We start from the raw sequence: 22,077 nt of genomic DNA, 5'->3' as shown, positions 1-22,077 counted from the left end.
GCGTGCCCGCTATGGAGAATCAGAAGGAAAAGGTTATGACAATTGTGCGAATTGACGCAGCAGCCCGCTGGTCAGATGTAGTGATCCACAATCAAACGTTGTACTACACCGGCGTGCCGGAAAATCTGGACGCCGATGCGTTTGAGCAGACTGCTAACACACTGGCGCAAATCGACGCAGTGCTGGCAAAGCAAGGTAGCGATAAAACGCGTATCCTCGACGCCACCCTTTTTCTTGCCGACAGCAATGATTTCGCCGCGATGAATAAAGCCTGGGATGAGTGGGTTGTGGCAGGCCATGCGCCAGTTCGCTGCACCGTGCAAGCGAAACTGATGAACCCGCGCTACAAAGTGGAAATTAAAATTATCGCTGCGGTGTAATTACTCGTCTTCGTCTTCAAAGCGCGCCACGATCCGCTCGCCGGTATGGGTGGCGCGCAACTCTTCTGCAACCTGCGCAATCGCCTGTCCGCTGCTCATGCCGCCGGCCATTAACTCCTGAATACGTTCCACTGCTTTTTGCTGTTGCTCGTGGCTAAGGGAAGGTAAACCTGCAAACATCGTGAACTCCTGCTAAATTGTTGACGCTAATTATTTCACGCGGTCGCGCTATTCACCAGCAAAGACGCACATGAGTCAGGTTCAATGAAGACGTTATCCCCCGCCGTAATCTCTCTGCCGTGGCGCCCCGACGCTGCCGAATACTACTTTGCCCCAATCAGCCATCAGCCGTGGGCCATGCTGCTGCATTCGGGCCATGCCGAACATCCGCACAATCGCTTTGATATTCTGGTGGCCGACCCCTTGACGACGCTCACCACGCGCGGCGAGATCACGACCTTTAACGATACAGAAAAATACAGTGATGATCCGTTGGCGCTGTTACAACACGCCCTCGACGAGTATGGCTTACGTAACACTTCTGACCCGGAGTTGCCGTTTCAGGGCGGTGCGTTAGGCCTGTTTGGTTATGATTTAGGCCGGCGTTTTGAAAAACTACCCTGCCATGCCGAACAGGATATCACCTTGCCAGAAATGGCAGTGGGAATTTATGACTGGGCTCTGGTGGTGGATCATCAACGTCAGCGGGTGACGCTGCTGAGCCATGGCGATGTTAATGCACGTCTGGACTGGCTGAGCACACAAACTGCGCCGGAACGGGAAGATTTCCGCTTAACGTCTGCCTGGCAGGCGAACATGAGCCGGGAAGAGTACGGGGAAAAATTCCGCCAGGTACAGGCCTGGTTGCACAGTGGCGACTGTTACCAGGTCAATCTCGCGCAGCGTTTTCAGGCGAATTATCAAGGGGATGAATGGCTGGCCTTTTGCCGCTTAAACCGTGAAAATCGCGCCCCCTTCAGTGCCTTCCTGCGCTTGCAACAAGGGGCGATACTTAGTCTATCGCCGGAGCGTTTTATCCGCCTTGAGGGCAACAACATCGAAACACGGCCGATCAAAGGCACCCTTCCACGGCTTGCCGACCCGCAGGCTGATGCGGAACAGGCGAAGAGACTGGCCTCGTCGCCAAAAGATCGCGCAGAGAATCTGATGATTGTCGATTTAATGCGTAATGATATTGGCCGCGTGGCGCTACCGGGTTCGGTGCGGGTGCCGGAACTGTTTGTGGTGGAACCTTTTCCGGCTGTCCATCACCTGGTCAGTACCGTTACAGCAACACTCCCGGCTGGCCGGCAAGCTTGCGATCTGTTACGCGCGGCTTTTCCTGGCGGCTCGATTACGGGCGCACCCAAAGTCCGCGCGATGGAAATTATTGATCAACTGGAGCCACAGCGTCGCAATGCCTGGTGCGGCAGCATTGGCTATATCAGCTTTTGCGGCAATATGGATACCAGCATCACGATCCGCACGCTGACTGCCTGCGACGGGCAGATTTACTGTTCCGCGGGCGGTGGCATTGTCGCCGATAGTCAGGAAGAAGCGGAATATCAGGAAACCTTTGATAAAGTTAATCGTATTCTGCGGCAACTGGAGAAATGATTCGTGGAGCAACCGGCTTTGACCCTGGATGATTTTTTATCGCGCTTTCAACTTTTACGGCCACAGCTTAGCCCGCAAACCCTTCACTCGCGCCAGGCGGCTGTGCTGGTGCCTATCGTCCGGCGCAAACAGCCTGGTTTGCTGTTAACGCAACGCTCGCCGCTGCTGCGTAAACATGCGGGCCAGGTCGCCTTCCCCGGCGGCGCGGTCGACAGTAGCGACGCCTCATTGATTGCCGCCGCGCTGCGGGAAGCGCAGGAAGAGGTTGCCATCCCACCCAATGCTGTAGACGTGATCGGCGTGCTGCCACCCGTGGATAGCGTCACCGGTTTTCAGGTCACGCCAGTGGTTGGCATTATTCCGCCGGATTTGCACTACCACGCCAGTGAAGATGAAGTCTCCGCCGTGTTTGAAATGCCGCTGGCGGAGGCGCTGCGCCTGGGCCGTTATCATCCGCTGGATGTGCATCGTCACGGCAACGCGCATCGCGTGTGGTTATCCTGGTATGAGCATTATTTTGTTTGGGGCATGACGGCGGGCATTATTCGTGCGCTGGCGCTGCAGATTGGGCGCAAGCCATAGACTATACTTTGCACAACGCCTCTTTTTGACAGACTGAGATCAACTTCGCGTTATTAGTTTAATCAGGGTTACGCATTAGTTTAATTCATGTGAATAGTTAAGCTGACAGTGACCTTCCCTCTTACACTATGCGCAGTTATTACATCGTTACTGGAACCTCCGGTAACCCTGTCAGGAGTGTTAATGTGATTAGTATATTCGACATGTTTAAGGTGGGGATTGGTCCCTCATCTTCCCACACTGTTGGCCCGATGAAAGCCGGTAAGCAGTTCGTCGATGACCTGGTCGAAAAAGGATTGCTGGACGATGTCACCCGCGTCGTGGTGGACGTTTACGGCTCACTGTCCCTTACCGGGAAAGGCCACCATACCGATATTGCCATTATTATGGGACTGGCCGGGAATGAACCCGCCACTGTGGATATCGACGCCATTCCTGCCTTTATTCGCGACGTAGAAACCCGGGGGCGCCTGCTGCTGGCACAGGGCCGCCATGAAGTGGATTTCCCACAGAATGATGGCATGCGCTTTCATAGCGATAACCTGTCATTACACGAAAACGGCATGCGCATTACCGCCTTAAACGGCGATCGGGTTACGTACAGCAAAACCTATTACTCCATCGGCGGCGGTTTTATCGTCGACGAAGAGCATTTCGGTAAAGAAACCCTTGATACCATCAGCGTTCCCTACCCGTTCAATTCCGCGACGCAAATGCTGGAATATTGCAAAGAGACGGGTCTGTCGATTTCCGGCATGGTGATGCAAAACGAACTGGCGCTGCACAGCAAAAAAGAGATCGAAGAGTACTTTGCACATGTGTGGGCGACCATGCGCGCCTGTATCGATCGCGGCATGAATACCGAAGGCGTTTTGCCAGGGCCGCTACGTGTTCCACGCCGTGCTTCTGCACTGCGTCGTATGCTGGTGTCGAGCGACAAGCTCTCCAACGACCCGATGAATGTGGTCGACTGGGTGAATATGTTCGCGCTGGCGGTCAACGAAGAGAATGCCGCCGGTGGTCGCGTTGTTACCGCACCGACCAATGGTGCATGCGGGATCGTGCCTGCTGTGCTGGCGTATTACGATCACTTTATCGAGTCTGTCAGCCCGGATATATATATCCGTTATTTCCTCGCCGCCGGGGCAATTGGTGCCCTGTATAAGATGAATGCCTCTATTTCCGGCGCGGAAGTGGGTTGCCAGGGTGAAGTGGGCGTTGCCTGCTCCATGGCGGCGGCAGGACTGGCTGAACTACTGGGTGCCAGCCCGGAACAGGTGTGCGTTGCTGCGGAAATCGGCATGGAACATAACCTTGGTTTAACGTGCGACCCGGTTGCAGGGCAAGTTCAGGTGCCATGTATTGAGCGTAACGCGATTGCTTCCGTAAAAGCGATTAACGCCTCGCGCATGGCGATGCGTCGCACCAGCGCGCCGCGAGTCTCTCTCGATAAAGTTATTGAGACCATGTATGAAACGGGCAAAGACATGAATGCCAAATACCGTGAAACTTCCCGCGGTGGGTTAGCCATCAAGGTTCAGTGCGATTAACCATTATGCCCATCAATAACGCCGTTCAGCCGAACGGCGTTTTTTTTCGCTCTTCTGCCACAGACCGATCATATATCGCCGGTATTCTCGTTGTTTATTGATTTCCCCACTACACTTTGAGTGTGCTGGCATGGAACTCACGCCAGGGATTCCACAGGCGACAATGGCATGCAGACGGCTCAACGGATCATTCAAAGCTACCGACATAAACGGGCCATTTTTAGCGTGGTCGTGGCTGCTGTCGCCCTTATTTTAACGCTGGCGTTTCGCTTTATTTCGGAGCGAAACATAAATCAACAACATATTGTCGCCTATACCAGCCACGCCGTGCAGACGCTCGACAAGCTTATACAACCGTTAGTTGCCGGGCGGGATGTCATCACCCCGCTCGTTGGTATGTCCTGCGACGATGCCCACCAGACCTTACGGAAACAGGCCGCCACGCTGCAAACCATTCGTGCCATTGCGCTGATTGAAAATGGCATATTGTATTGCTCCAGTATTTTTGGTCATCGAAATGTGCCTGTTCATCAGCTACAGCCCTCATTACCGGCCCCTCAACCGTTGATGGTACTCACCACCGATCAATCACTGCTGAAAGATCAACCCATTCTCATTCTCTGGTACCCCACCCGTGAAGATGGACAGAATGGTGTGCTGGAAGTGGTGAATATTGAGTTGTTGAGTAATTTAATGCTTGAACCGCAAGAGCCTTTGATTACGCGTGTCAACCTAAGTGTTAATGGCCGACATCTGGTACAGGGTAAAGGTGTCATGGAGCATTTGCCGCCGCATCAGGATGAGAAACACTATCAACAATCCTCCACACAGTTTCCCTTTGCCATCAGTGTGAGCGGCCCTGGCGCAGATCAGCTGGCGCTACAACATTTGCCTTCCCAGCTACCGCTGGCCTTGATGATGAGTTTTTTGACCGGTTTTATTGCCTGGTTTGCGACCGCCAGTCGCATGAGTTTTTCCTGGGAGATCAACCTAGGACTGGCCGCCCATGAGTTTGAACTGTTTTGCCAACCGGTGATAAGCACCGGTAACCTACAGTGTACCGGGGTGGAAATCTTGTTGCGCTGGTATAACCCGCGTCAGGGATGGATTTCACCGGAGGTGTTCATCCCGATTGCAGAAGATCACCACCTTATCGCCCCTCTCACCCGCTATGTCATTACGGAAACAGCACGCCAACGGGAACTGTTCCCCGACGATCCGCAATTTCATATTGGTATCAATGTCGCACCCAGTCATTTACGCCATGGCGAGTTATTAAAAGATTTGCACAACCTCTGGTACAACATGCATCCCACGCAGCAGCTAGTGATTGAGTTGACCGAACGCGATGCGCTGCTGGATGCAGATTCCCGTATGATGCGCGAACTGCGCCGCAAAGGGACAAAGATCGCGATTGACGATTTTGGTACCGGCAACAGCGCCCTGGCCTGGTTGGAAAAACTCCACCCGGACATTCTCAAGATTGATAAATCCTACACCACGGCAATTGGTACCGATGCGGTGAACTCAACGGTCATCGACATGATTATCGCCCTCGGGCAACGTTTACATATTGAACTGGTGGCAGAAGGAGTGGAGCAGCCGCAGCAGGCGTTCTATTTGCGCCAGCAGGGTGTGCAGTTGTTACAGGGATTTTTGTTTGCCAGGCCGATGCCCATTAACGACTTTCCAGCCTGGCTGGCGGAAAACAACTCACCACCAGCCAGGCATAACAGTCACGAATTACCGCTGATACAGGGGTAACCATTACTCTTCTTCGTCGTGATCCACCTGCTCTTTAACAACACGAACCAGATCAACACGGTAGTCGTTGGCTTCGACAACGGTGATATGCAGCGGCGCGATTTCCAGTACCTCGCCGGGCTGCGGGATCTGACCTTTTGCCGAGATAACAAGACCTGCAACGGTGGCAATGTCTTCATCGTCATTGACCAGACTATTCAGACCCAACGTATGCTGCAGCGCATGCAAATCGGTGGTCCCTTTGACTAACCAACCATCACCATCGGTGATAATCTCCGGCGTTTCATCGGCGTCCGGGAACTCACCGGCGATGGCTTCCAGCACGTCCAGTGGAGTGACGAGACCCTGTACCACACCAAACTCGTTAGTCACGATAACAAAGCTGCCGCGTGCACGGCGCAGAACCGCCAGCAATTTGATCGGATCCAGCGTTTCCGGCACGACAATCGCAGGGGTGGCCGATGCGATAGCAGCGACATCCGTCCCCTCTTCCAGTGCCACCAGCATCTCTTTGGCACGCACGATACCGATCACTTCATCCAGTTCACCGCGACAAACCGGGAACAGGCTGTGCGGCGAAGAGAGCAATTGCTGGCGAATCTGATCGACGCTCAGATTCGCGTCCACCCAACTGATATCCCCGCGCGGCGTCATGATGCTACGCAGCGAGCGGGAAGCCAGCGTCAACACACCGTTGATCATATAGCGTTCTTCTTCCGCAAAAGCGCCTTCAGGTACGGGCACTTGCGCCTGGCTGTCTGCTTCAATCTGCGGATTTGTCTGGCGCTGGCGACCGCCCATCAGACGCAAAATGGCATCCGCAGTGCGGGCGCGCAGCGGCAGATGAGACTGGTTGCGGATAAAGTTACGGCGCGCAATCTGGTTGAAGAACTCAATGATGATGGAGAAACCGATCGCGGCGTAGAGGTAACCTTTCGGAATATGGAAGCCGAAACCTTCCGCCACCAGACTTAAACCAATCATCAGCAGGAAACTCAGACAGAGCACCACCACGGTTGGATGCTGATTGACGAAACGCGTCAATGGTTTGGATGCCAGCAGCATCATGGCCATGGCGATGACCACCGCCGCCATCATCACCGGTAAGTGGTTCACCATGCCCACCGCGGTGATCACCGCATCGAGGGAAAAGACGGCGTCCAGAATAACGATTTGCACCACCACCACCCAGAAGCTGGCGTAGCCTTTTCCGTGCCCGCTATCATGCTCACGGTTTTCCAGCCGTTCGTGCAGTTCAGTTGTGGCTTTGAACAACAGGAAGACACCACCGAACAGCATGATTAAATCACGACCGGAGAAGGTGAAGTCCCAGACGGAAAACAGCGGTTTAGTCAGCGTCACCATCCACGAGATCAGCGACAGCAGTCCCAGTCGCATCACCAGCGCCAGCGATAAGCCAATCAGGCGCGCTTTATCGCGCTGCTTTGGCGGCAGTTTATCGGCGAGGATGGCAATAAATACCAGGTTATCAATACCCAGTACAATTTCCAGAACAACCAGTGTCAACAATCCCGCCCAGATAGAGGGATCCATCAGGAATTCCATAACAAGCTCCAGCTTAAGGAATGGCTAAACGGCGTGCGGAAACGCACAGGCGTGATGACATCGAACGTAATTGGAAAATGGCGGAAAACGCCGGAATGCATGGCACGGGAAGGCCAAAAGGTGAACTGACGTCGGTGACGGTCCATACGGTGGGCTGCTGCCCTTTACTCCTGACAAATTCAACGGAGGATAAACATATCAGACAGACTTTACATTTTGCAAAGATTTACCAGACTTTGCAGTTTATGGGGATATTTCGCGGTTCGAAATTTCCAAAAGCAGTAAACCTAAATTACGGATCTTCATCACATAAATTATTTTTTCGCTCTCTAAAATAATTCTCGAAAGTCATAGGTGTTCTCTTAAACCCTTATCTGAATCGATTCGGTCAGTCAGGCCGATTCACAATACATCGAGTCGCGATGTGTTTACGACAAGAAGAAGGAGGTAGCAAGTGACCATTGCTATTGTACTAGGCACACATGGTTGGGCTGCGGAACAGCTGCTCAAAACCGCCGAGATGCTGCTAGGCGAGCAGGAGAACGTCGGTTGGATAGATTTCGTTCCCGGGGAAAATGCGGAAACGTTAATCGAAAAATACAACGCGCAACTGGAGAAACTGGAAACCAGCAAGGGCGTGCTATTTCTCGTTGATACATGGGGCGGCAGCCCGTTTAATGCTGCCAGTCGCATTGTCGTCGATAAAGAGCATTACGAAGTGATTGCCGGCGTCAATATTCCCATGCTGGTAGAGACACTGATGGCCAGGGACGATAACCCCACCTTCGACGAGCTGGTGGCGCTAGCGGTTGAAACCGGACGCGAAGGCGTGAAAGCGCTGAAGGCACAACCGGTGGAAAAACCCGCTCCAACCCCTGCCCCGGCAGCAAAAGCCGCTGCTCCCGCAAGACCGATGGGGCCTAATGACTACATGCTGATTGGCCTCGCGCGTATCGATGACCGTCTTATCCATGGTCAGGTGGCGACACGCTGGACCAAAGAGACGAACGTGACACGCATTATCGTTGTTAGCGACGAAGTGGCGGCGGACAACGTGCGTAAAACACTCCTGACTCAGGTAGCGCCTCCAGGCGTGACGGCGCATGTGGTGGATGTGGCGAAAATGGGCCGCGTCTACAACAACCCTAAATATGCGGGTGAGCGCGTGATGCTGTTGTTCACCAATCCGACCGATGTGCTGCGTGTCGTTGAAGATGGGGTCAAAATTACCTCCGTCAACATCGGTGGCATGGCCTATCGTCAGGGTAAAACCCAGGTGAACAACGCCGTTTCGGTGGACGAAAAAGATATCGCTGCGTTTAAGAAACTGAATGAGCGCGGTATTGAGCTGGAAGTCCGTAAAGTTTCAAACGACCCGAAACTGAAAATGATGGATTTGATCAGCAAAGTGGCGAAATAACCGCGGCGGCCTGATTGACTCAGTTTTCACACTTACGTCTGATTTAGCTATAGGAGAAGTACAATGGAGATTACCACTCTTCAGATTGTGCTGGTGTTCGTTGTCGCATGTATTGCCGGTATGGAGTCGATACTCGACGAATTCCAGTTCCACCGTCCGTTGGTGGCATGTACGCTGGTGGGTATCGTCCTGGGTGATATGAAAACCGGTATCATCATCGGCGGTACGCTGGAAATGATCGCGCTGGGCTGGATGAATATCGGTGCGGCGGTTGCGCCGGATGCGGCGCTGGCGTCCATTATCTCAACCATTCTGGTTATTGGCGGGCATCAGAGCATTGGCGCGGGTATTGCGCTGGCGATTCCACTGGCAGCAGCAGGCCAGGTGCTGACCATTATCGTTCGTACTATCACCGTTGGTTTCCAGCATGCGGCGGATAAAGCTGCGGAAACCGGCAACCTGACGGCGCTTTCTTGGATCCACGTTTCATCGCTGTTCCTGCAAGCCATGCGTATCGCTATCCCGGCGGTGATCGTGGCTATCTCTGTCGGAACCAGCGAAGTTCAGAGCATGTTGAACGCCATTCCGGAAGTGGTGACCAGCGGTCTGAACATCGCCGGCGGCATGATTGTCGTAGTCGGTTATGCGATGGTCATCAACATGATGCGCGCAGGCTACCTGATGCCGTTCTTCTATCTCGGCTTCGTAACCGCGGCCTTCACCAACTTTAACCTTGTGTCACTGGGGGTCATTGGCGCGGTGATGGCGATTCTCTACATTCAGGTTAGCCCGAAATATAACCGCGCGGCAGGCGGTCCTGCTCAGGCGGCTGCATCTAACGATCTCGACAACGAACTGGATTAACAGGTGAGCGACATGGTTGATATGACTAAAGCAACGACTGAGAAAAAACTCACTCCTGGTGATATTCGCGGCGTGTTCATCCGTTCTAACCTGTTCCAGGGTTCATGGAACTTCGAACGTATGCAGGCGCTGGGGTTCTGCTTCTCCATGGTGCCGGCGATTAAACGTCTGTATCCGGAAAATAACGAAGCACGCCGTCAGGCGATCAAACGTCATCTGGAATTCTTTAACACCCATCCTTACGTTGCCGCTCCAGTGTTGGGCGTGACGCTGGCGATGGAAGAGCAGCGCGCAAACGGTGCAGAGATCGACGACGGTGCCATTAACGGTATCAAAGTAGGTCTGATGGGGCCGTTAGCCGGTGTTGGCGACCCGATTTTCTGGGGGACTGTCCGCCCGGTTTTCGCCGCACTGGGCGCAGGGATCGCCATGAGCGGCAGTCTGCTTGGCCCATTATTGTTCTTTTTCCTGTTTAATATTGTTCGTCTGGCAACACGCTACTACGGTGTAGCGTATGGCTATCGTAAAGGTATCGATATCGTTAAAGATATGGGCGGTGGCTTTCTGCAGAAACTGACTGAGGGTGCATCCATCCTTGGGCTGTTTGTCATGGGGGCGCTGGTCAACAAATGGACGCATGTGAACATTCCACTGGTGGTGTCGCAAATCACCGATCAGACTGGTAAAACGAATGTCACGACCGTGCAAACCATTCTTGATCAGTTAATGCCCGGCCTGGTGCCCCTGCTGCTGACCTTCGCCTGTATGTGGCTGCTGCGTAAGAAAGTGAACCCGCTGTGGATCATTGTTGGGTTCTTTATCATCGGGATTGTCGGCTACGCCATTGGTTTACTGGGGCTGTAATTCATGATGCTGTAACCGGGGGCTTATGCCCCCGTTTTTTTATGTACCGGAGGAAGAATGACGATTACGGATATCGTGCTGATACTGTTTGTTGCCGCTCTACTGGCTTTCGCACTGTATGATGAATTCATTATGCCGCGACGCAAAGGCCCTTCTCTGCTCACCATCCCCTTACTGCGCCGAAGCCGCACCGACGGCGCTATCTTTGTCGGTCTGCTTGTCATTCTTATCTATAACAATACGATAAATGGCGGTGCATCATTAAGCATGTGGTTATTATTTGCGCTGGCGTTACTTGGTGTTTATCTCTTTTGGATCCGCACACCGAAGATCATCTTTAAGGAGCGTGGTTTTTTCTTCGCCAATGTCTGGATTGAATATAACCGCATTAAAGAGATGAATTTATCGGAAGACGGCGTACTGGTGATGCAATTAGAACAGCGGCGATTGCTTATTCGCGTGCGGAATATAGATGACCTGGAGAAAATATATAACATTTTCCTTAAAACTCAATAAATTAAGTTATAGCAATGACTATATTTTTGCGTACAAAAAACACACAGCATTATAGCCTTTGCTATATTTAGATTTATAGATGCTTATATTATTTAACGTTATTTTCACGCATAAATCTAAATGACAATCGTTATCAATTGGCAAAATGAATTATATTCCCCTACTGTTGTTTTATATTCTCAAAATATGTTAATGTGCGTCCGTCGTTGGGGAGTAGCCGATTTCCACCACCCGGAAATGTACGTGTCAACATACTCGTTGCAAAACGTGGCGCGTACGGACTGTATATCAGCAGTCAGGCGAGACCATTGACACACCAACTGCTGTTTACTGGGGGCAGTGGTGTGTTATATGGAACTCCCGGTCTGGACGCTCGAATGAACTTATCTGCAACTATCCTTCTCGCTTTTGGCATGTCCATGGATGCATTTGCTGCTTCTATCGGTAAAGGCGCCACACTTCACAAACCCAGATTCTCAGAAGCCCTGCGTACTGGCCTAATCTTTGGCGTAATCGAAACCCTGACGCCCTTAATCGGCTGGGGACTTGGCATGCTGGCGACCCAATTCGTGCTTGAATGGAATCACTGGCTAGCCTTTGTCCTGCTGGTCTTTCTTGGTGGACGCATGATACTGGAAGGCTTCAGCGGCGATGATGGCGAAACGACAGAAATCCCCCAACGCCACGGTTTCTGGTTGCTGGTCACCACCGCCATCGCTACCAGCCTGGATGCTATGGCCGTCGGTGTCGGACTGGCTTTCCTGCAGGTCAATATTCTGGCCACTGCGCTGGCAATTGGCTGCGCCACACTCATCATGTCCACGCTGGGGATGATGATTGGCCGTTTTATTGGCCCGTTGCTGGGCAAACGCGCCGAGATCCTCGGCGGGATCGTACTGATTGGTATCGGCGCGCAGATCCTGTGGAGCCACTTCGCCGGTTAATTGTCCCGCTGTAAGCAGTGAATACTGAAATCTGTCTGGCAGCGGAAATCTTCCGTTGCCGCTAATGTTTCCCACACTTCTGCTTTCGCACGCCAGGCAAACGGGGTCATCTGCAATAACGCGACGGCCTGCTGACCGGTTAACGTCATATCATAAGCCAATGATTGCTGGCCAATGACGGTAAAACCCGCGATCTCACCTGCACTCTCCGCGTGCAACTGCACCTCATCATAGATAAGCCCCTTAAGCTCCATCAGATGACGCGGGCCGGGTGCGGCAGTGATCACCACGCCACCGGGTTTAACGACACGCGCCAGCTCCTCGGCTTTGCAGGGTGCGTAAATACGCACCAACGCATCGATACTGTTATCTTCAAACGGCAAACGATGACTGGACGCTACACAGAACATCACCTGCGAGTAGCGTTTCGCCGCAGCACGAATCGCAGCTTTCGAAACATCCAGGCCAAATGTGCATGCCCCGTGCTGTTCAGCAATCGCCGCAAAAGCCTGCGTGTAATACCCTTCTCCACAGCCAATATCCATCACAGCATCCGCCTGCTCTGGCAATCTCGCCTGCAGCAGGGCACTAATGGCATCACGCAACGGTTGGTAGTGCCCGGCATCAAGAAATGCACGCCGCGCCTGCATCATCTCAGCGCTATCTCCAGGATCGCGTGAACGTTTGTGCTGCACAGGCAGCAGGTTCACATAGCCTTCCTTTGCAATGTCAAACTGGTGTCGTTGAGGACAAACAAAGGCATTCTCACGACGGTTTAACGGCGCGTGACACAGTGGGCAACTGAAAGGCATAAAAGCTCCGGAGGGGATTTCTCAAAAGGCGAAAGTGTACCGCCATTTGCCGTACCGGGGAAATTAAAAAGCCCCGCACAATGGCGAGGCTTTTATCGCTGACATTGATGCGCGCAAGGCGCTTCAAGCTCAGAGGTGTCGAAATCAGATAGCAGTTACGTTAACTGCAGCCGGGCCTTTCTGACCGTCCTGAATTTCAAACTCAACGTTCTGGCCTTCGGCCAGAGTTTTGAAACCGTTACCCTGGATTGCAGAGAAGTGTACGAACACATCTTTGCTGCCATCAGCAGGAGTAATGAAACCAAAACCTTTGGACTCGTTGAACCACTTAACTTGACCTTTAATCTTTGCCATTTGCTAAATTCCTTAATGTATATACTTCGCCCGCAGGCATTGACTGAGAAAACTGAGACATTACTGCTTGAGGCACTAATATAAGGTTCGGCAGAGAAGCTGTATTCAACGAAACGTGTTTACTCAGGACTTCTTTACTGAAAATGCCACACATAAACAGAACTGTACCTCGTTTGACCCAAAACGTGTTATCACACAATACGTAATTTAAGGCAAGCCATTTTTAAACATGTCTGGATCCGCCGCACAAATTCTAAGGTTATCAAAGTATCAAGCGCACTTTTATGCATTACTTTGAACGTTATAGCAGACGATTCAATGCGTCGGATCTACGCCCCGTATTGGGTGTTTTTTTACCATAGCTCAATAAGTTCCATACGTCCACGTCCGCTACGAAAAAGCTATGCATATACCGTATATCGTCAGTACTTTTTTAGCATAGTTATGCTTGCTCACTTGTCCAGGACGATTCTTAAAACAATTATGACCAGAGAAGAAACTATCCCCCGGGTTTACTATCGAATATTTGTTGTGCAAATAAGTTAATGCTTGCACCAAAATAATGAAATTATGATGACAATGCCTCACAAAAAGGCAATAAAAACGTTTCGACAAATAAAACAGTGCAATTTTATAACAGCTCACATCTTTTTAAGTGAAGCTGTATAATTTGTGAGGGATAAATACCCACCGATTTTCAGGATTCTGAAGTTAACAATATCTTTTGCCGTTTCGTTTAATGCGCATTGCAATTCATTTACCGGCTCATCCAGTGACTCATCAGCAAGTTCAAACACGCCCCAATGCACGGGAAAAGCCAGCGGCATCCCAAGTTGTTGCCACAGTGTAACGGCATCTTGCGGATCCATATGATGTTTTGACATGAACCAGCGTGGCGCAAACGCACCCACTGGTAGCGCCGCAACATTCAGGACACCTAATTTTTCTGGAATCTGTAACAGCTCCGGCGTATAGGCCGTATCACCTGCAAACCAGAAGCGAAGAGTGTCAGAAGCAACGACCCACCCACACCAGAGTGAACGATTACGATCCCAAAATGTTCGCATACTCCAGTGCCTGGCAGGCACAGCCGTCAGCGACAACCCTTTGAACACCACCGATTGCCACCAGTCCAGCTCAACAACATAGCGTGCGCCAAGTCGACGAACCCAATGACCTAAACCCAGCGGCACAAAAAAGTGCACCTCGGGAAAACGCCGGAGCACCTGCCGCAACGTCCCTTTATCCAGGTGATCATAATGATTATGTGAAATCAGGATAGCGTCGAGTTGTACAAGGTCAGCAACATCAAGCGCAGGAGGGGTACGTCGCTGTGGGCCAGCAAAACGGACGGGTGATGCGCGGTGAGAAAAGACCGGATCGGTCAGCAGATAACGTCCTTGCAACCGCAAAAGAATGCTGGCATGTCCCAGCCACCACAGACCATCAGTTTGTTCTCGATCCAGCACCGCTTTTTGCCACCACTTCTCAGTGAAGCACTCATAGCCATTAGCGGGAGGTTTAGGAAGCCCGGCGGCTTTGCGCTCATTGCGCCAGCGTTTTAGATCACCAGGCTGGTTGACGACGGGCGTCGTGTTGGTGAACCCTTCAGGAGTGTGATGCGGGAGAGCAGGATTATACCAGGGATTCTTCCAGGCCATCTCGCCCTCCAGCGCGGTTAGCGTTCTGCCACCAGGCGGATGAAATCCTCGTCATCCTCTTTTGCCTGCGCTTTTACCGGTTCAGGCGTCTCTTCTTTCTCCGGCTCGTTAGATTCACACAGACGGCGCAACAGCACATTTTGTCTTTTTTGCTGATCTAACAGCGCTTCAAGCAGTTCAATCTGCTCGTTTGTACGGGAACTGGCGCGATTGATAAAAAACCACAACACCAGACCAACAACCAAAACCACCAAAGAAACCACGAGGGACGCAAAATTAAGCGCACCCGAATTCATTACTTCGTTCATTTCACCACCTCAATGTAGACGCGGCATTTTACCACTGACGTCAAGGAAGGAAATCTCTCACTGAAAAAATGCCATTACCAGGGGATGAATTTGTTGATGACGCAGATGCCGCTGAAGAATTGTACATCCTGATCGCACATCACGTTAATCATTTGAGTCCAGAGCAGCAGGCAGACCACCAAAACGGCAGCCAGAATCAGCCATCTAAATTTTCTCACTCCACTCTCCGCAACGTTACAAGGTACAACCAGGTTAACATGGCCTCCCTAAACCGCGACTAACTGTATCCCCTTTCGCTTTTTTTAGGAATGCTCGACTTGTTTCACAAGGTAAACTTAGTAGCCTAAGCGTAACGTTTTCCACTATGCAAGGAGCTAATATGCGTACACTTATCCGGGGCGTAATCCTTATCGCACTCGTGTGGATTGGGCTTTTGCTGAGCGGCTACGGGGTACTGATTGGAAGTCATGAGAACGCGGCAGGGTTAGGTCTGCAATGTAAATATGTAACCGCGCGCGGCACCAGTACCGCACAATATGTTCATTCTGATAACGGTTTTTTCGGGCTGGCAAACTGCCCGTTGCTTCGCAAGAGCGATACCGTGATTGATAACGGTTAACGCAGAAACAAAAAAAGCCGCCTGATGGCGGCTTTTTTATCAGAACGGGTAGTCGTTATATCCCATCTGCTCAGAGATTTTCCGCGCTGCGTGATGCAGCATCTCCACGTATTCGTGCAGACGCTCTTCAGAGAAACGCAGTGTCGGGAAAGAGATACTCAAGCCAGCAATCACCACGCCAAAACGGTCAAATACCGGCACACCGATACAGCGTAAACCTTCTTCTTGCTCTTCGTTATCTTCGCCATAGCCCTGCTGACGCACAATATCCAGCATCGGCAACAGATCTTCCGTACTGGTAATGGTGCGATCGGTGCTGCGTTTGTATTCCACGCCGTCCAGAATTTGCAGTACTTCTTCCTTGTCACGCCACGCCAGCAGAACTTTACCAATCGCAGTGCTGTACAGCGGGTTACGACGACCAATGCGTGAGTACATACGCAAGTTATACATTGAATCAATCTTGTGGATGTAAACAATGCTGTCTTCATCCAGCGCACCCAAGTGGATGGTCTCTTTCGTCAGACGGGAGAGTTCACGCATCTGAATGTCCGCACTGCGGATCAAATCAACGTTTTGTAACGCACGGGCGCCCAGTTCGAACAATTTCAGGGTCAGAGAATATTTTTCAGACTCCCCTTCCTGCGCAACATAGCCCAAAGACTTCATTGTTTGCAAAAAGCGATAAACGGTGCTTTTTGACATCATGACACGCTGCGAAAGCTCGGTGATACCGATCTCACGCTCTTCGCCGAGCGCCTGCAGAATGCCAAATACCTTCAATACAGAAGAGACAGAATCTGGCTGCTTATCCAAATCTGCGATTGCCATTAATCACCTCATCGCCTGTGTTTTATAAAAATCAGAATCGGTTTTTATTATAAATTCGTCGACCTACCGCCGCAATGCGCGTTTGCTAACTTCGTTACAAATCTGCGACATAAAGCCGGAATACCAATGATAGAATCATTATACAAATAACTCTGTGATTATAGCCCTGAAATCTGTATGGATAAAAGTTCCACAGACGGTCTCCCCGTGCCGCTGCGCTATGGCGCAATTCTGACGATCGTCATCGGCATCGCTATGGCAGTGCTGGACGGTGCCATCGCCAACGTCGCCCTGCCGACTATCGCCCGCGATCTGCATGCCTCCCCGGCCAGTTCCATCTGGATCGTTAACGCTTATCAGATTGCTATTGTCGTCTCGTTGCTGACGCTCTCTTTCCTTGGCGACATGTTCGGCTATCGCCGTGTTTATCAATGTGGGCTGGTATTATTCACTTTAACCTCGCTGCTTTGCGCACTGTCAGACTCGCTTCTTACGCTAACATTGGCACGCGTGGCACAAGGTTTCGGCGGTGCTGCGCTCATGAGCGTTAACACGGCGTTGATACGCCTTATCTACCCTCAGCGCAGCCTGGGGCGCGGGATGGGCATTAACTCGTTTGTTGTCGCGGTTTCTTCTGCCGCCGGGCCAACGCTTGCCTCAGCAATACTCTCTGTCGCTTCCTGGCAATGGTTATTTTTGGTTAATGTGCCGTTGGGCATTATTGCCTTGTTACTGGCCATCAAATTTCTGCCGCCCAACGGGGCACGCAGCACCATGCCAAAATTTGATTTACCCAGCGCCGTGATGAATGCCCTCACATTTGGGCTTTTGATTACTGCACTCAGCGGTTTTGCACAGGGGCAATCTGTTAGCGTGGTCGGTGTGGAAATCATTGCATTGTTGATAACGGGCTGGTTGTTTGTTCGCAGACAACTCCGGCTGCCTGTACCGCTCCTGCCGGTTGATCTGTTGCGCATTCCATTGTTTTCGCTCTCTATCTGCACCTCGGTTTGCTCATTCTGCGCCCAGATGTTGGCGCTGGTTTCTCTGCCCTTTTTCCTGCAAACCACGCTTGGGCGTAGTGAAGTGGAAAGTGGCATATTGTTAACGCCCTGGCCGCTGGCCACCATGGTAATGGCGCCGCTGGCAGGTTATCTGATTGAGCGGGTACATGCAGGGATGCTCGGCGCATTGGGCCTGGCGATGATGGCTGTGGGGTTGTTCGCACTCGCAATACTCCCGGCTGCGCCTGCTGATATCGATATTGTCTGGCGCATGGCGCTGTGCGGCGCTGGCTTTGGCCTGTTCCAATCGCCTAATAACCATACGATTATTACCGCAGCCCCCCGGCAGCGCAGTGGTGGGGCCAGCGGTATGCTGGGTACGGCCCGTTTACTGGGGCAAAGTTCCGGCGCTGCACTGGTAGCGCTGATGTTTAACCTGTTTGATACCACCGGAACACACGTTTCACTGCTGCTGGCCGGATTACTGGCCTTGCTGGCTGCGGTGATCAGTGGGTTACGCGTTACGCAGCCGCGTTCGACATAAAAAAAGCGCGTCGGTAGACGCGCTTTTTTACTTTCCACAAGCAGCTTATTTCAGATATTCGCCAGTGCGTAAAGCCTCAATACGTTTGTCCAGCGGCGGGTGAGTCATAAACAGTTCACTCAGTGATTTAGACTTACCGTTGATGCAAAACGCCATCATGCTGCTGGCTTCCTGCGGCTCATAGCTGGTTTTAAGGCGTTGCAGGGCTGCAATCATCTTCTCGCGCCCCACCAGTTTCGCCGAACCGGCGTCCGCATGGAATTCGCGATGGCGGGAGAACCACATGGTAATGATGCTCGCCAGAATACCGAATACCAGCTCCAGCACGGTCGCCACGGCGAAATAGATCAACGGGTTGCCATTGCTCTCTTCACCATCATCACGGTTGCCACTCAGGAAACCTGCAGCAATCTGCGCAATGATGCGGGAAATAAAGATAACGAAGGTGTTCACGATGCCCTGGATCAGCGTCATAGTCACCATATCGCCGTTCGCCACATGGCTGATTTCATGCGCGATAACTGCTTCGGCTTCATCACGGCTCATGTTTTGTAACAGTCCGGTACTCACAGCAACCAGAGAAGCATCCCGGCGCGCGCCGGTTGCAAATGCGTTGATATCCGGCGCATGGTAAATGGCCACCTGTGGCATAGCGATGCCTGCCTGGCGGGACTGCTGTGCCACCGTATCCATCAACCAGCGTTCCATTTCGTTGCGCGGTTGCTCAATGACTTCCCCACCTACAGATTTCAGCGCCATCCATTTGGACATCAACAGGGAAATGAATGAGCCACCAAAACCAAACAGCAGCGCCATGATTAGCAAGCCCTGAACGCTGCTCGACTGAATGCCCGTCAGGCTAAGCACCAGACCGAACACCAACATAACGGCCAGGTTAGTCAACAGGAAGAGCGCGATTCGCATCATAATTTTCTTTTAACCTCGATTTAACAAAACGCACTATGCGATTACCCACATCGTATGGGTATAAACTGTATTTTCAAGCATCGGGACAGCGTAAGTCACCAGAAAGACACAACTTTACATTTTGTAGCACAATGCTTACGCCAACGGAGGATTGTTAAAAAAAACAGGCACAATTTCTTGTGCCTGCTTGCTTTTACTTCGCGGGAGCGGGTTGTTCCGCCGGTTTGTCTTTATCCAGATGCGCAAGGTCAAGCGCAATATGAACCGTCTCATCAAGGTATGGGTCCGGCTCCTGGTAATCCTTCGGCAAATCATCCAGCTTTTTCAATAACGGCTTGCCTTCACGTTTAAAGCGATCGTTGAGACGGGAGAGACGAATAGCATCATCTTCCGCATTCTCTTTTTCACGCTGCGCCAGATTCAGCGATACGAGATTGCGTTTATCTTTCAGGGCATTAAAGCGGGCAATGTCCTTCATGATGTACTGGAACTCAGGATCCTTCGCGATACGCTCCTCATGATCTTTAAGGAGTTCCGCGCCAAACGGTTTCAAATCGCCCGATTTCACAAAGGTGGCTGCATTAATGCTGTCCCACGGCAGTGCGTTGTCTTCAAATTTTTCACCGGTTTCCGTCACCTGCGTCCCGGTCGGCATAATAATGTCCGGCGTGACGCCTTTGCGCTGGGTACTGCCGCCGTTCACACGATAGAATTTCTGGATGGTGTACTGCACCGAACCCAGCGCTGGCCACTCAGGACGCAGCATCTGATCGTAGATACGATTAAGCGAGCGATACTGCTGAACGGTTCCTTTACCGAAGGTTGGCTCACCAACAATCAGTGCACGCCCGTAATCCTGCATTGCCGCAGCGAAGATTTCCGATGCCGAGGCGCTAAAACGGTCAACCAGCACCACCAGCGGCCCTTTGTAATAGACGACACCATCGGTATCGCTGTCTTCACGCACCTTGCCGTTATTATCACGAACCTGAACAACCGGACCGGACGGAATAAACAGACCGGAAAGCGAAACCGCTTCCGTCAGCGCACCGCCACCGTTAGTACGTAAATCAATAACCACACTGCTGACATTTTGTTTTTCCAGTTTTTGCAACTGAACTTTCACATCGTCAGTCAGGCCGACATAAAAACCCGGAATATCCAGCACGCCGACTTTTTCTTTGCCGACGGTTTTCACGGACATTTTCACGGCCCGATCTTCAAGGCGGATCCGTTCACGCGTCAGCGTCACAATACGTGTTTTCGTGCCCTTACCCGCAGGGAGGACTTCGAGACGCACTTTGCTACCTTTTGGCCCTTTGATCAGCGCAACAACGTCGTCAAGACGCCAGCCGATGACGTCCACCATATTCTGGCCAGTCTGCCCAACGCCGACGATGCGATCGCCCACACTGATAGCTTTACTTTTCGCCGCCGGGCCGCCTGCAACCATTGAATTGATCACGGTGTAGTCGTCGTCCATCTGCAATACCGCGCCAATACCTTCGAGTGAGAGACTCATTTCAGTATTGAATTGCTCAGTATTACGTGGAGAAAGGTAATTAGTATGAGGATCGATCTCGCGGGCAAACGCCGTCATGGCCAGAGAGAACACGTCTTCACTGTTGGTCTGCGCCAGGCGACGAATAGCAAACTTATAACGACGGGCCAGGGTTTCGCGCACTTCTTTTTCGTCTTTCCCTGTGAGCTTAAGACTCAACTCGTCATACTTTACTTTGCTGTCCCACAGCGCATTCAACTCTGCTTCATTTTTCGGCCAGGGCGCCTTACCGCGATCCAGATTGAACGTGTCATTACCGGTGAAGTCCATCGGACGCTCTAACACTTTAAGAGCGTACTGGTAACGTTCAAAACGGCGCTTTTGCGCCAGGTTATACAGGTCATAAAAGACGTCGAGCTTGCCGCTGCGCAATTCGTCGCCAAGTTGACCTTTCTTCTGCGAAAATTGATCGACATCGCCAGCCAACAACACATTGTGGCTGTAATCCAGCAGATTCAGATAACGGTCGAAAATCTTCGCAGAGAACGCCTGATCGAGATCGAACTGGCGGTAATGAGAGCGGGTGAAACGCGAGGTTACGCGTTCGCTCACTGTCGCGTGCTGCGTCTCTTCCTTCAACACCGGGATTTGATCGGCACGGGTGATATCTTCCACAGCCAGGGCGTGGCCTGTTACAAGTAACAGACCAACCAACGCTGTGCGCTTAAACAAAGTGTTCATGCCAGGCCAGGCCTCCGTTTCAGAACAAGAGATGTTCTGCGCGTACAATCATCGACATACCCGAACTAAGCTGTACGCGAACGCCATCTTTGGTGATTTCCAGTACGGTGGCATCCATCGCATTGTTCCCCGCCTTCACTTTCAGGTTCTGTCCTACGCTCAGCGCAGATAAATCTGAAACTGGCGTATGACGCTCTTCCTGCTGTGGCGCACGTTGGGTTTTCGCGACAGGTTTGTCAGCACGAGGTTTGCGCTCGCCGCCTTCTTTACGACGCGGAGCCGGACGAGGTTTACGCTCACGACGCGGCGCCTCTTCCTGACCGGCAGCAGCTGCGGCTTCTCGTTTTTTTGCTTGCTGTTCAGCACGCTGTGCCTGAACGCGAGCTTTGGCTTCTTCAAGCTGTTTACGTGCATGTTCTACATGCTGCTCATCCAGCACGCCGCACGGGTTGCCGTCGAGATCCACACGAGCAGCGCCCGCTTTGATGCCGTACAAGTAACGCCAGCTTGAAGTATAAAGACGTAAAGCGGAACGAAGTTGGGTTTTACTGAGACTCATCTCACCCTCAACACGCTCAACTAAGTCCTGAAAAATGCCGATTTTCAGGGGGCGTGCTTCGCCTTCAGCACTGAAACAGTGAGGGAAACGTTCGGCCAAAAAAGCGATAACTTCTTTACTGCTATTCAACTTAGGTTGATTTTCCATGA

24 protein-coding genes, 1 pseudogene and 1 riboswitch are annotated in these 22,077 nt (G+C 51.8%); of the genes and pseudogenes, 12 read left to right on the top strand and 13 right to left on the bottom strand.

Features of this window, described 5'->3' with window-relative positions:
- Positions 1-35: 35 nt before the first annotated feature.
- On the top strand, positions 36-380 hold the full coding sequence (locus tag O9K67_RS10595) for a RidA family protein (protein WP_061496576.1): 345 nt from the start codon (positions 36-38) through the stop codon (positions 378-380).
- Here the strand turns inward: O9K67_RS10595 and O9K67_RS10590 are convergent, their stop codons facing one another.
- A complete protein-coding gene (locus O9K67_RS10590; RefSeq protein WP_061496578.1) occupies positions 381-560 on the bottom strand; it encodes a YoaH family protein in 180 nt (59 codons plus the stop codon).
- Between the two features lie 84 nt (positions 561-644).
- Here O9K67_RS10590 and pabB point away from each other — a divergent pair, with 84 nt between their 5' ends.
- The 4 genes from pabB to O9K67_RS10570 all read left to right on the top strand — a co-directional run bounded on the left by pabB (position 645) and on the right by O9K67_RS10570 (position 5,893).
- Positions 645-1,997, top strand: coding sequence for an aminodeoxychorismate synthase component 1 (gene pabB, locus O9K67_RS10585; protein WP_061496581.1), 1,353 nt, complete (start codon positions 645-647; stop codon positions 1,995-1,997).
- Positions 1,998-2,000: 3 nt separating this feature from the next.
- Positions 2,001-2,579, top strand: coding sequence for a CoA pyrophosphatase (locus O9K67_RS10580; protein ID WP_061496583.1), 579 nt, complete (start codon positions 2,001-2,003; stop codon positions 2,577-2,579).
- A 185-nt stretch (positions 2,580-2,764) separates the two neighbouring features.
- Entirely contained in the window at positions 2,765-4,129 is a 1,365-nt protein-coding gene (sdaA, locus tag O9K67_RS10575; RefSeq protein WP_061496586.1) for an L-serine ammonia-lyase, read from the top strand.
- 168 nt (positions 4,130-4,297) lie between these two features.
- Complete coding sequence (locus O9K67_RS10570; RefSeq protein WP_061496588.1) at positions 4,298-5,893, top strand: EAL domain-containing protein; 1,596 nt, start codon at positions 4,298-4,300, stop codon at positions 5,891-5,893.
- A 3-nt stretch (positions 5,894-5,896) separates the two neighbouring features.
- Here O9K67_RS10570 and yoaE read toward each other — a convergent pair whose 3' ends face one another.
- A complete protein-coding gene (gene yoaE / locus O9K67_RS10565; RefSeq protein WP_061496590.1) occupies positions 5,897-7,459 on the bottom strand; it encodes a CNNM family cation transport protein YoaE in 1,563 nt (520 codons plus the stop codon).
- On the bottom strand, positions 7,447-7,560 hold the full coding sequence (locus tag O9K67_RS24745; RefSeq protein WP_408612870.1) for a hypothetical protein: 114 nt from the start codon (positions 7,558-7,560) through the stop codon (positions 7,447-7,449). The genes yoaE and O9K67_RS24745 overlap by 13 nt, the downstream gene beginning before the upstream one ends.
- Before the next feature lie 353 nt (positions 7,561-7,913).
- Between O9K67_RS24745 and manX the strand changes: the two genes are divergently transcribed.
- From manX to mntP, 5 genes are all read left to right on the top strand, one after another.
- Positions 7,914-8,879, top strand: coding sequence for a PTS mannose transporter subunit IIAB (gene manX / locus O9K67_RS10560; RefSeq protein ID WP_061496592.1), 966 nt, complete (start codon positions 7,914-7,916; stop codon positions 8,877-8,879).
- Between the two features lie 63 nt (positions 8,880-8,942).
- Positions 8,943-9,743, top strand: a complete 801-nt coding sequence (locus tag O9K67_RS10555; protein ID WP_061496594.1) for a PTS mannose/fructose/sorbose transporter subunit IIC — start codon at positions 8,943-8,945, stop codon at positions 9,741-9,743.
- Between the two features lie 12 nt (positions 9,744-9,755).
- Positions 9,756-10,607, top strand: coding sequence for a PTS mannose transporter subunit IID (locus tag O9K67_RS10550; RefSeq protein WP_061496596.1), 852 nt, complete (start codon positions 9,756-9,758; stop codon positions 10,605-10,607).
- A 57-nt stretch (positions 10,608-10,664) separates the two neighbouring features.
- Positions 10,665-11,123 (top strand): DUF986 family protein, encoded by a 459-nt coding sequence (locus O9K67_RS10545; protein WP_061496598.1) that lies wholly within the window; start codon positions 10,665-10,667, stop codon positions 11,121-11,123.
- 196 nt (positions 11,124-11,319) lie between these two features.
- Positions 11,320-11,498, top strand: a riboswitch (yybP-ykoY riboswitch).
- Positions 11,499-11,500: 2 nt separating this feature from the next.
- A complete protein-coding gene (gene mntP, locus O9K67_RS10540; RefSeq protein WP_061496600.1) occupies positions 11,501-12,067 on the top strand; it encodes a manganese efflux pump MntP in 567 nt (188 codons plus the stop codon).
- On the opposite strand, the gene rlmA is transcribed toward mntP, so the two are convergent.
- The 6 genes and pseudogenes from rlmA to mgrB form a co-directional block, all read right to left on the bottom strand.
- Positions 12,064-12,879, bottom strand: coding sequence for a 23S rRNA (guanine(745)-N(1))-methyltransferase (rlmA, locus tag O9K67_RS10535; protein WP_061496602.1), 816 nt, complete (start codon positions 12,877-12,879; stop codon positions 12,064-12,066). The genes mntP and rlmA overlap by 4 nt on opposite strands.
- A 144-nt stretch (positions 12,880-13,023) precedes the next feature.
- Complete coding sequence (cspE, locus tag O9K67_RS10530) at positions 13,024-13,233, bottom strand: transcription antiterminator/RNA stability regulator CspE (RefSeq protein WP_001062678.1); 210 nt, start codon at positions 13,231-13,233, stop codon at positions 13,024-13,026.
- A 12-nt stretch (positions 13,234-13,245) separates the two neighbouring features.
- Positions 13,246-13,387: pseudogene (locus O9K67_RS10525) on the bottom strand (DUF2627 domain-containing protein).
- Between the two features lie 487 nt (positions 13,388-13,874).
- The gene (locus O9K67_RS10520) at positions 13,875-14,894 is read right to left on the bottom strand and encodes an MBL fold metallo-hydrolase (protein WP_061496604.1); all 1,020 of its coding nucleotides are present in this window, start codon (positions 14,892-14,894) and stop codon (positions 13,875-13,877) included.
- Between the two features lie 17 nt (positions 14,895-14,911).
- Positions 14,912-15,202 carry a YebO family protein gene (locus O9K67_RS10515; RefSeq protein ID WP_061496607.1) on the bottom strand — a complete coding sequence of 97 codons (291 nt, stop codon included), beginning with the start codon at positions 15,200-15,202 and terminating at the stop codon, positions 14,912-14,914.
- A 74-nt stretch (positions 15,203-15,276) separates the two neighbouring features.
- Positions 15,277-15,420 (bottom strand): PhoP/PhoQ regulator MgrB, encoded by a 144-nt coding sequence (mgrB, locus tag O9K67_RS10510; protein ID WP_061496610.1) that lies wholly within the window; start codon positions 15,418-15,420, stop codon positions 15,277-15,279.
- Positions 15,421-15,581: 161 nt separating this feature from the next.
- Here mgrB and O9K67_RS10505 point away from each other — a divergent pair, with 161 nt between their 5' ends.
- Positions 15,582-15,821 (top strand): YobH family protein, encoded by a 240-nt coding sequence (locus O9K67_RS10505; protein ID WP_061496613.1) that lies wholly within the window; start codon positions 15,582-15,584, stop codon positions 15,819-15,821.
- Between the two features lie 39 nt (positions 15,822-15,860).
- Here O9K67_RS10505 and kdgR read toward each other — a convergent pair whose 3' ends face one another.
- Complete coding sequence (gene kdgR, locus O9K67_RS10500; protein WP_061496615.1) at positions 15,861-16,652, bottom strand: DNA-binding transcriptional regulator KdgR; 792 nt, start codon at positions 16,650-16,652, stop codon at positions 15,861-15,863.
- Between the two features lie 177 nt (positions 16,653-16,829).
- Here kdgR and O9K67_RS10495 point away from each other — a divergent pair, with 177 nt between their 5' ends.
- Positions 16,830-18,200 (top strand): MFS transporter, encoded by a 1,371-nt coding sequence (locus O9K67_RS10495; RefSeq protein ID WP_061496618.1) that lies wholly within the window; start codon positions 16,830-16,832, stop codon positions 18,198-18,200.
- 45 nt (positions 18,201-18,245) lie between these two features.
- Here O9K67_RS10495 and htpX read toward each other — a convergent pair whose 3' ends face one another.
- The 3 genes from htpX to proQ form a co-directional block, all read right to left on the bottom strand.
- Positions 18,246-19,127 (bottom strand): protease HtpX, encoded by an 882-nt coding sequence (htpX, locus tag O9K67_RS10490; protein WP_061496621.1) that lies wholly within the window; start codon positions 19,125-19,127, stop codon positions 18,246-18,248.
- Positions 19,128-19,320: 193 nt separating this feature from the next.
- A complete protein-coding gene (gene prc / locus O9K67_RS10485) occupies positions 19,321-21,369 on the bottom strand; it encodes a carboxy terminal-processing peptidase (RefSeq protein ID WP_061496625.1) in 2,049 nt (682 codons plus the stop codon).
- Between the two features lie 19 nt (positions 21,370-21,388).
- Positions 21,389-22,075 (bottom strand): RNA chaperone ProQ, encoded by a 687-nt coding sequence (proQ, locus tag O9K67_RS10480; protein WP_061496629.1) that lies wholly within the window; start codon positions 22,073-22,075, stop codon positions 21,389-21,391.
- Positions 22,076-22,077 lie beyond the last annotated feature (2 nt).

Source organism: Kosakonia oryzendophytica (assembly GCF_027886705.1).
GTDB classification, from domain to species: domain Bacteria; phylum Pseudomonadota; class Gammaproteobacteria; order Enterobacterales; family Enterobacteriaceae; genus Kosakonia; species Kosakonia oryzendophytica.
This window is presented reverse-complemented; position numbering and strand designations above follow the sequence as displayed.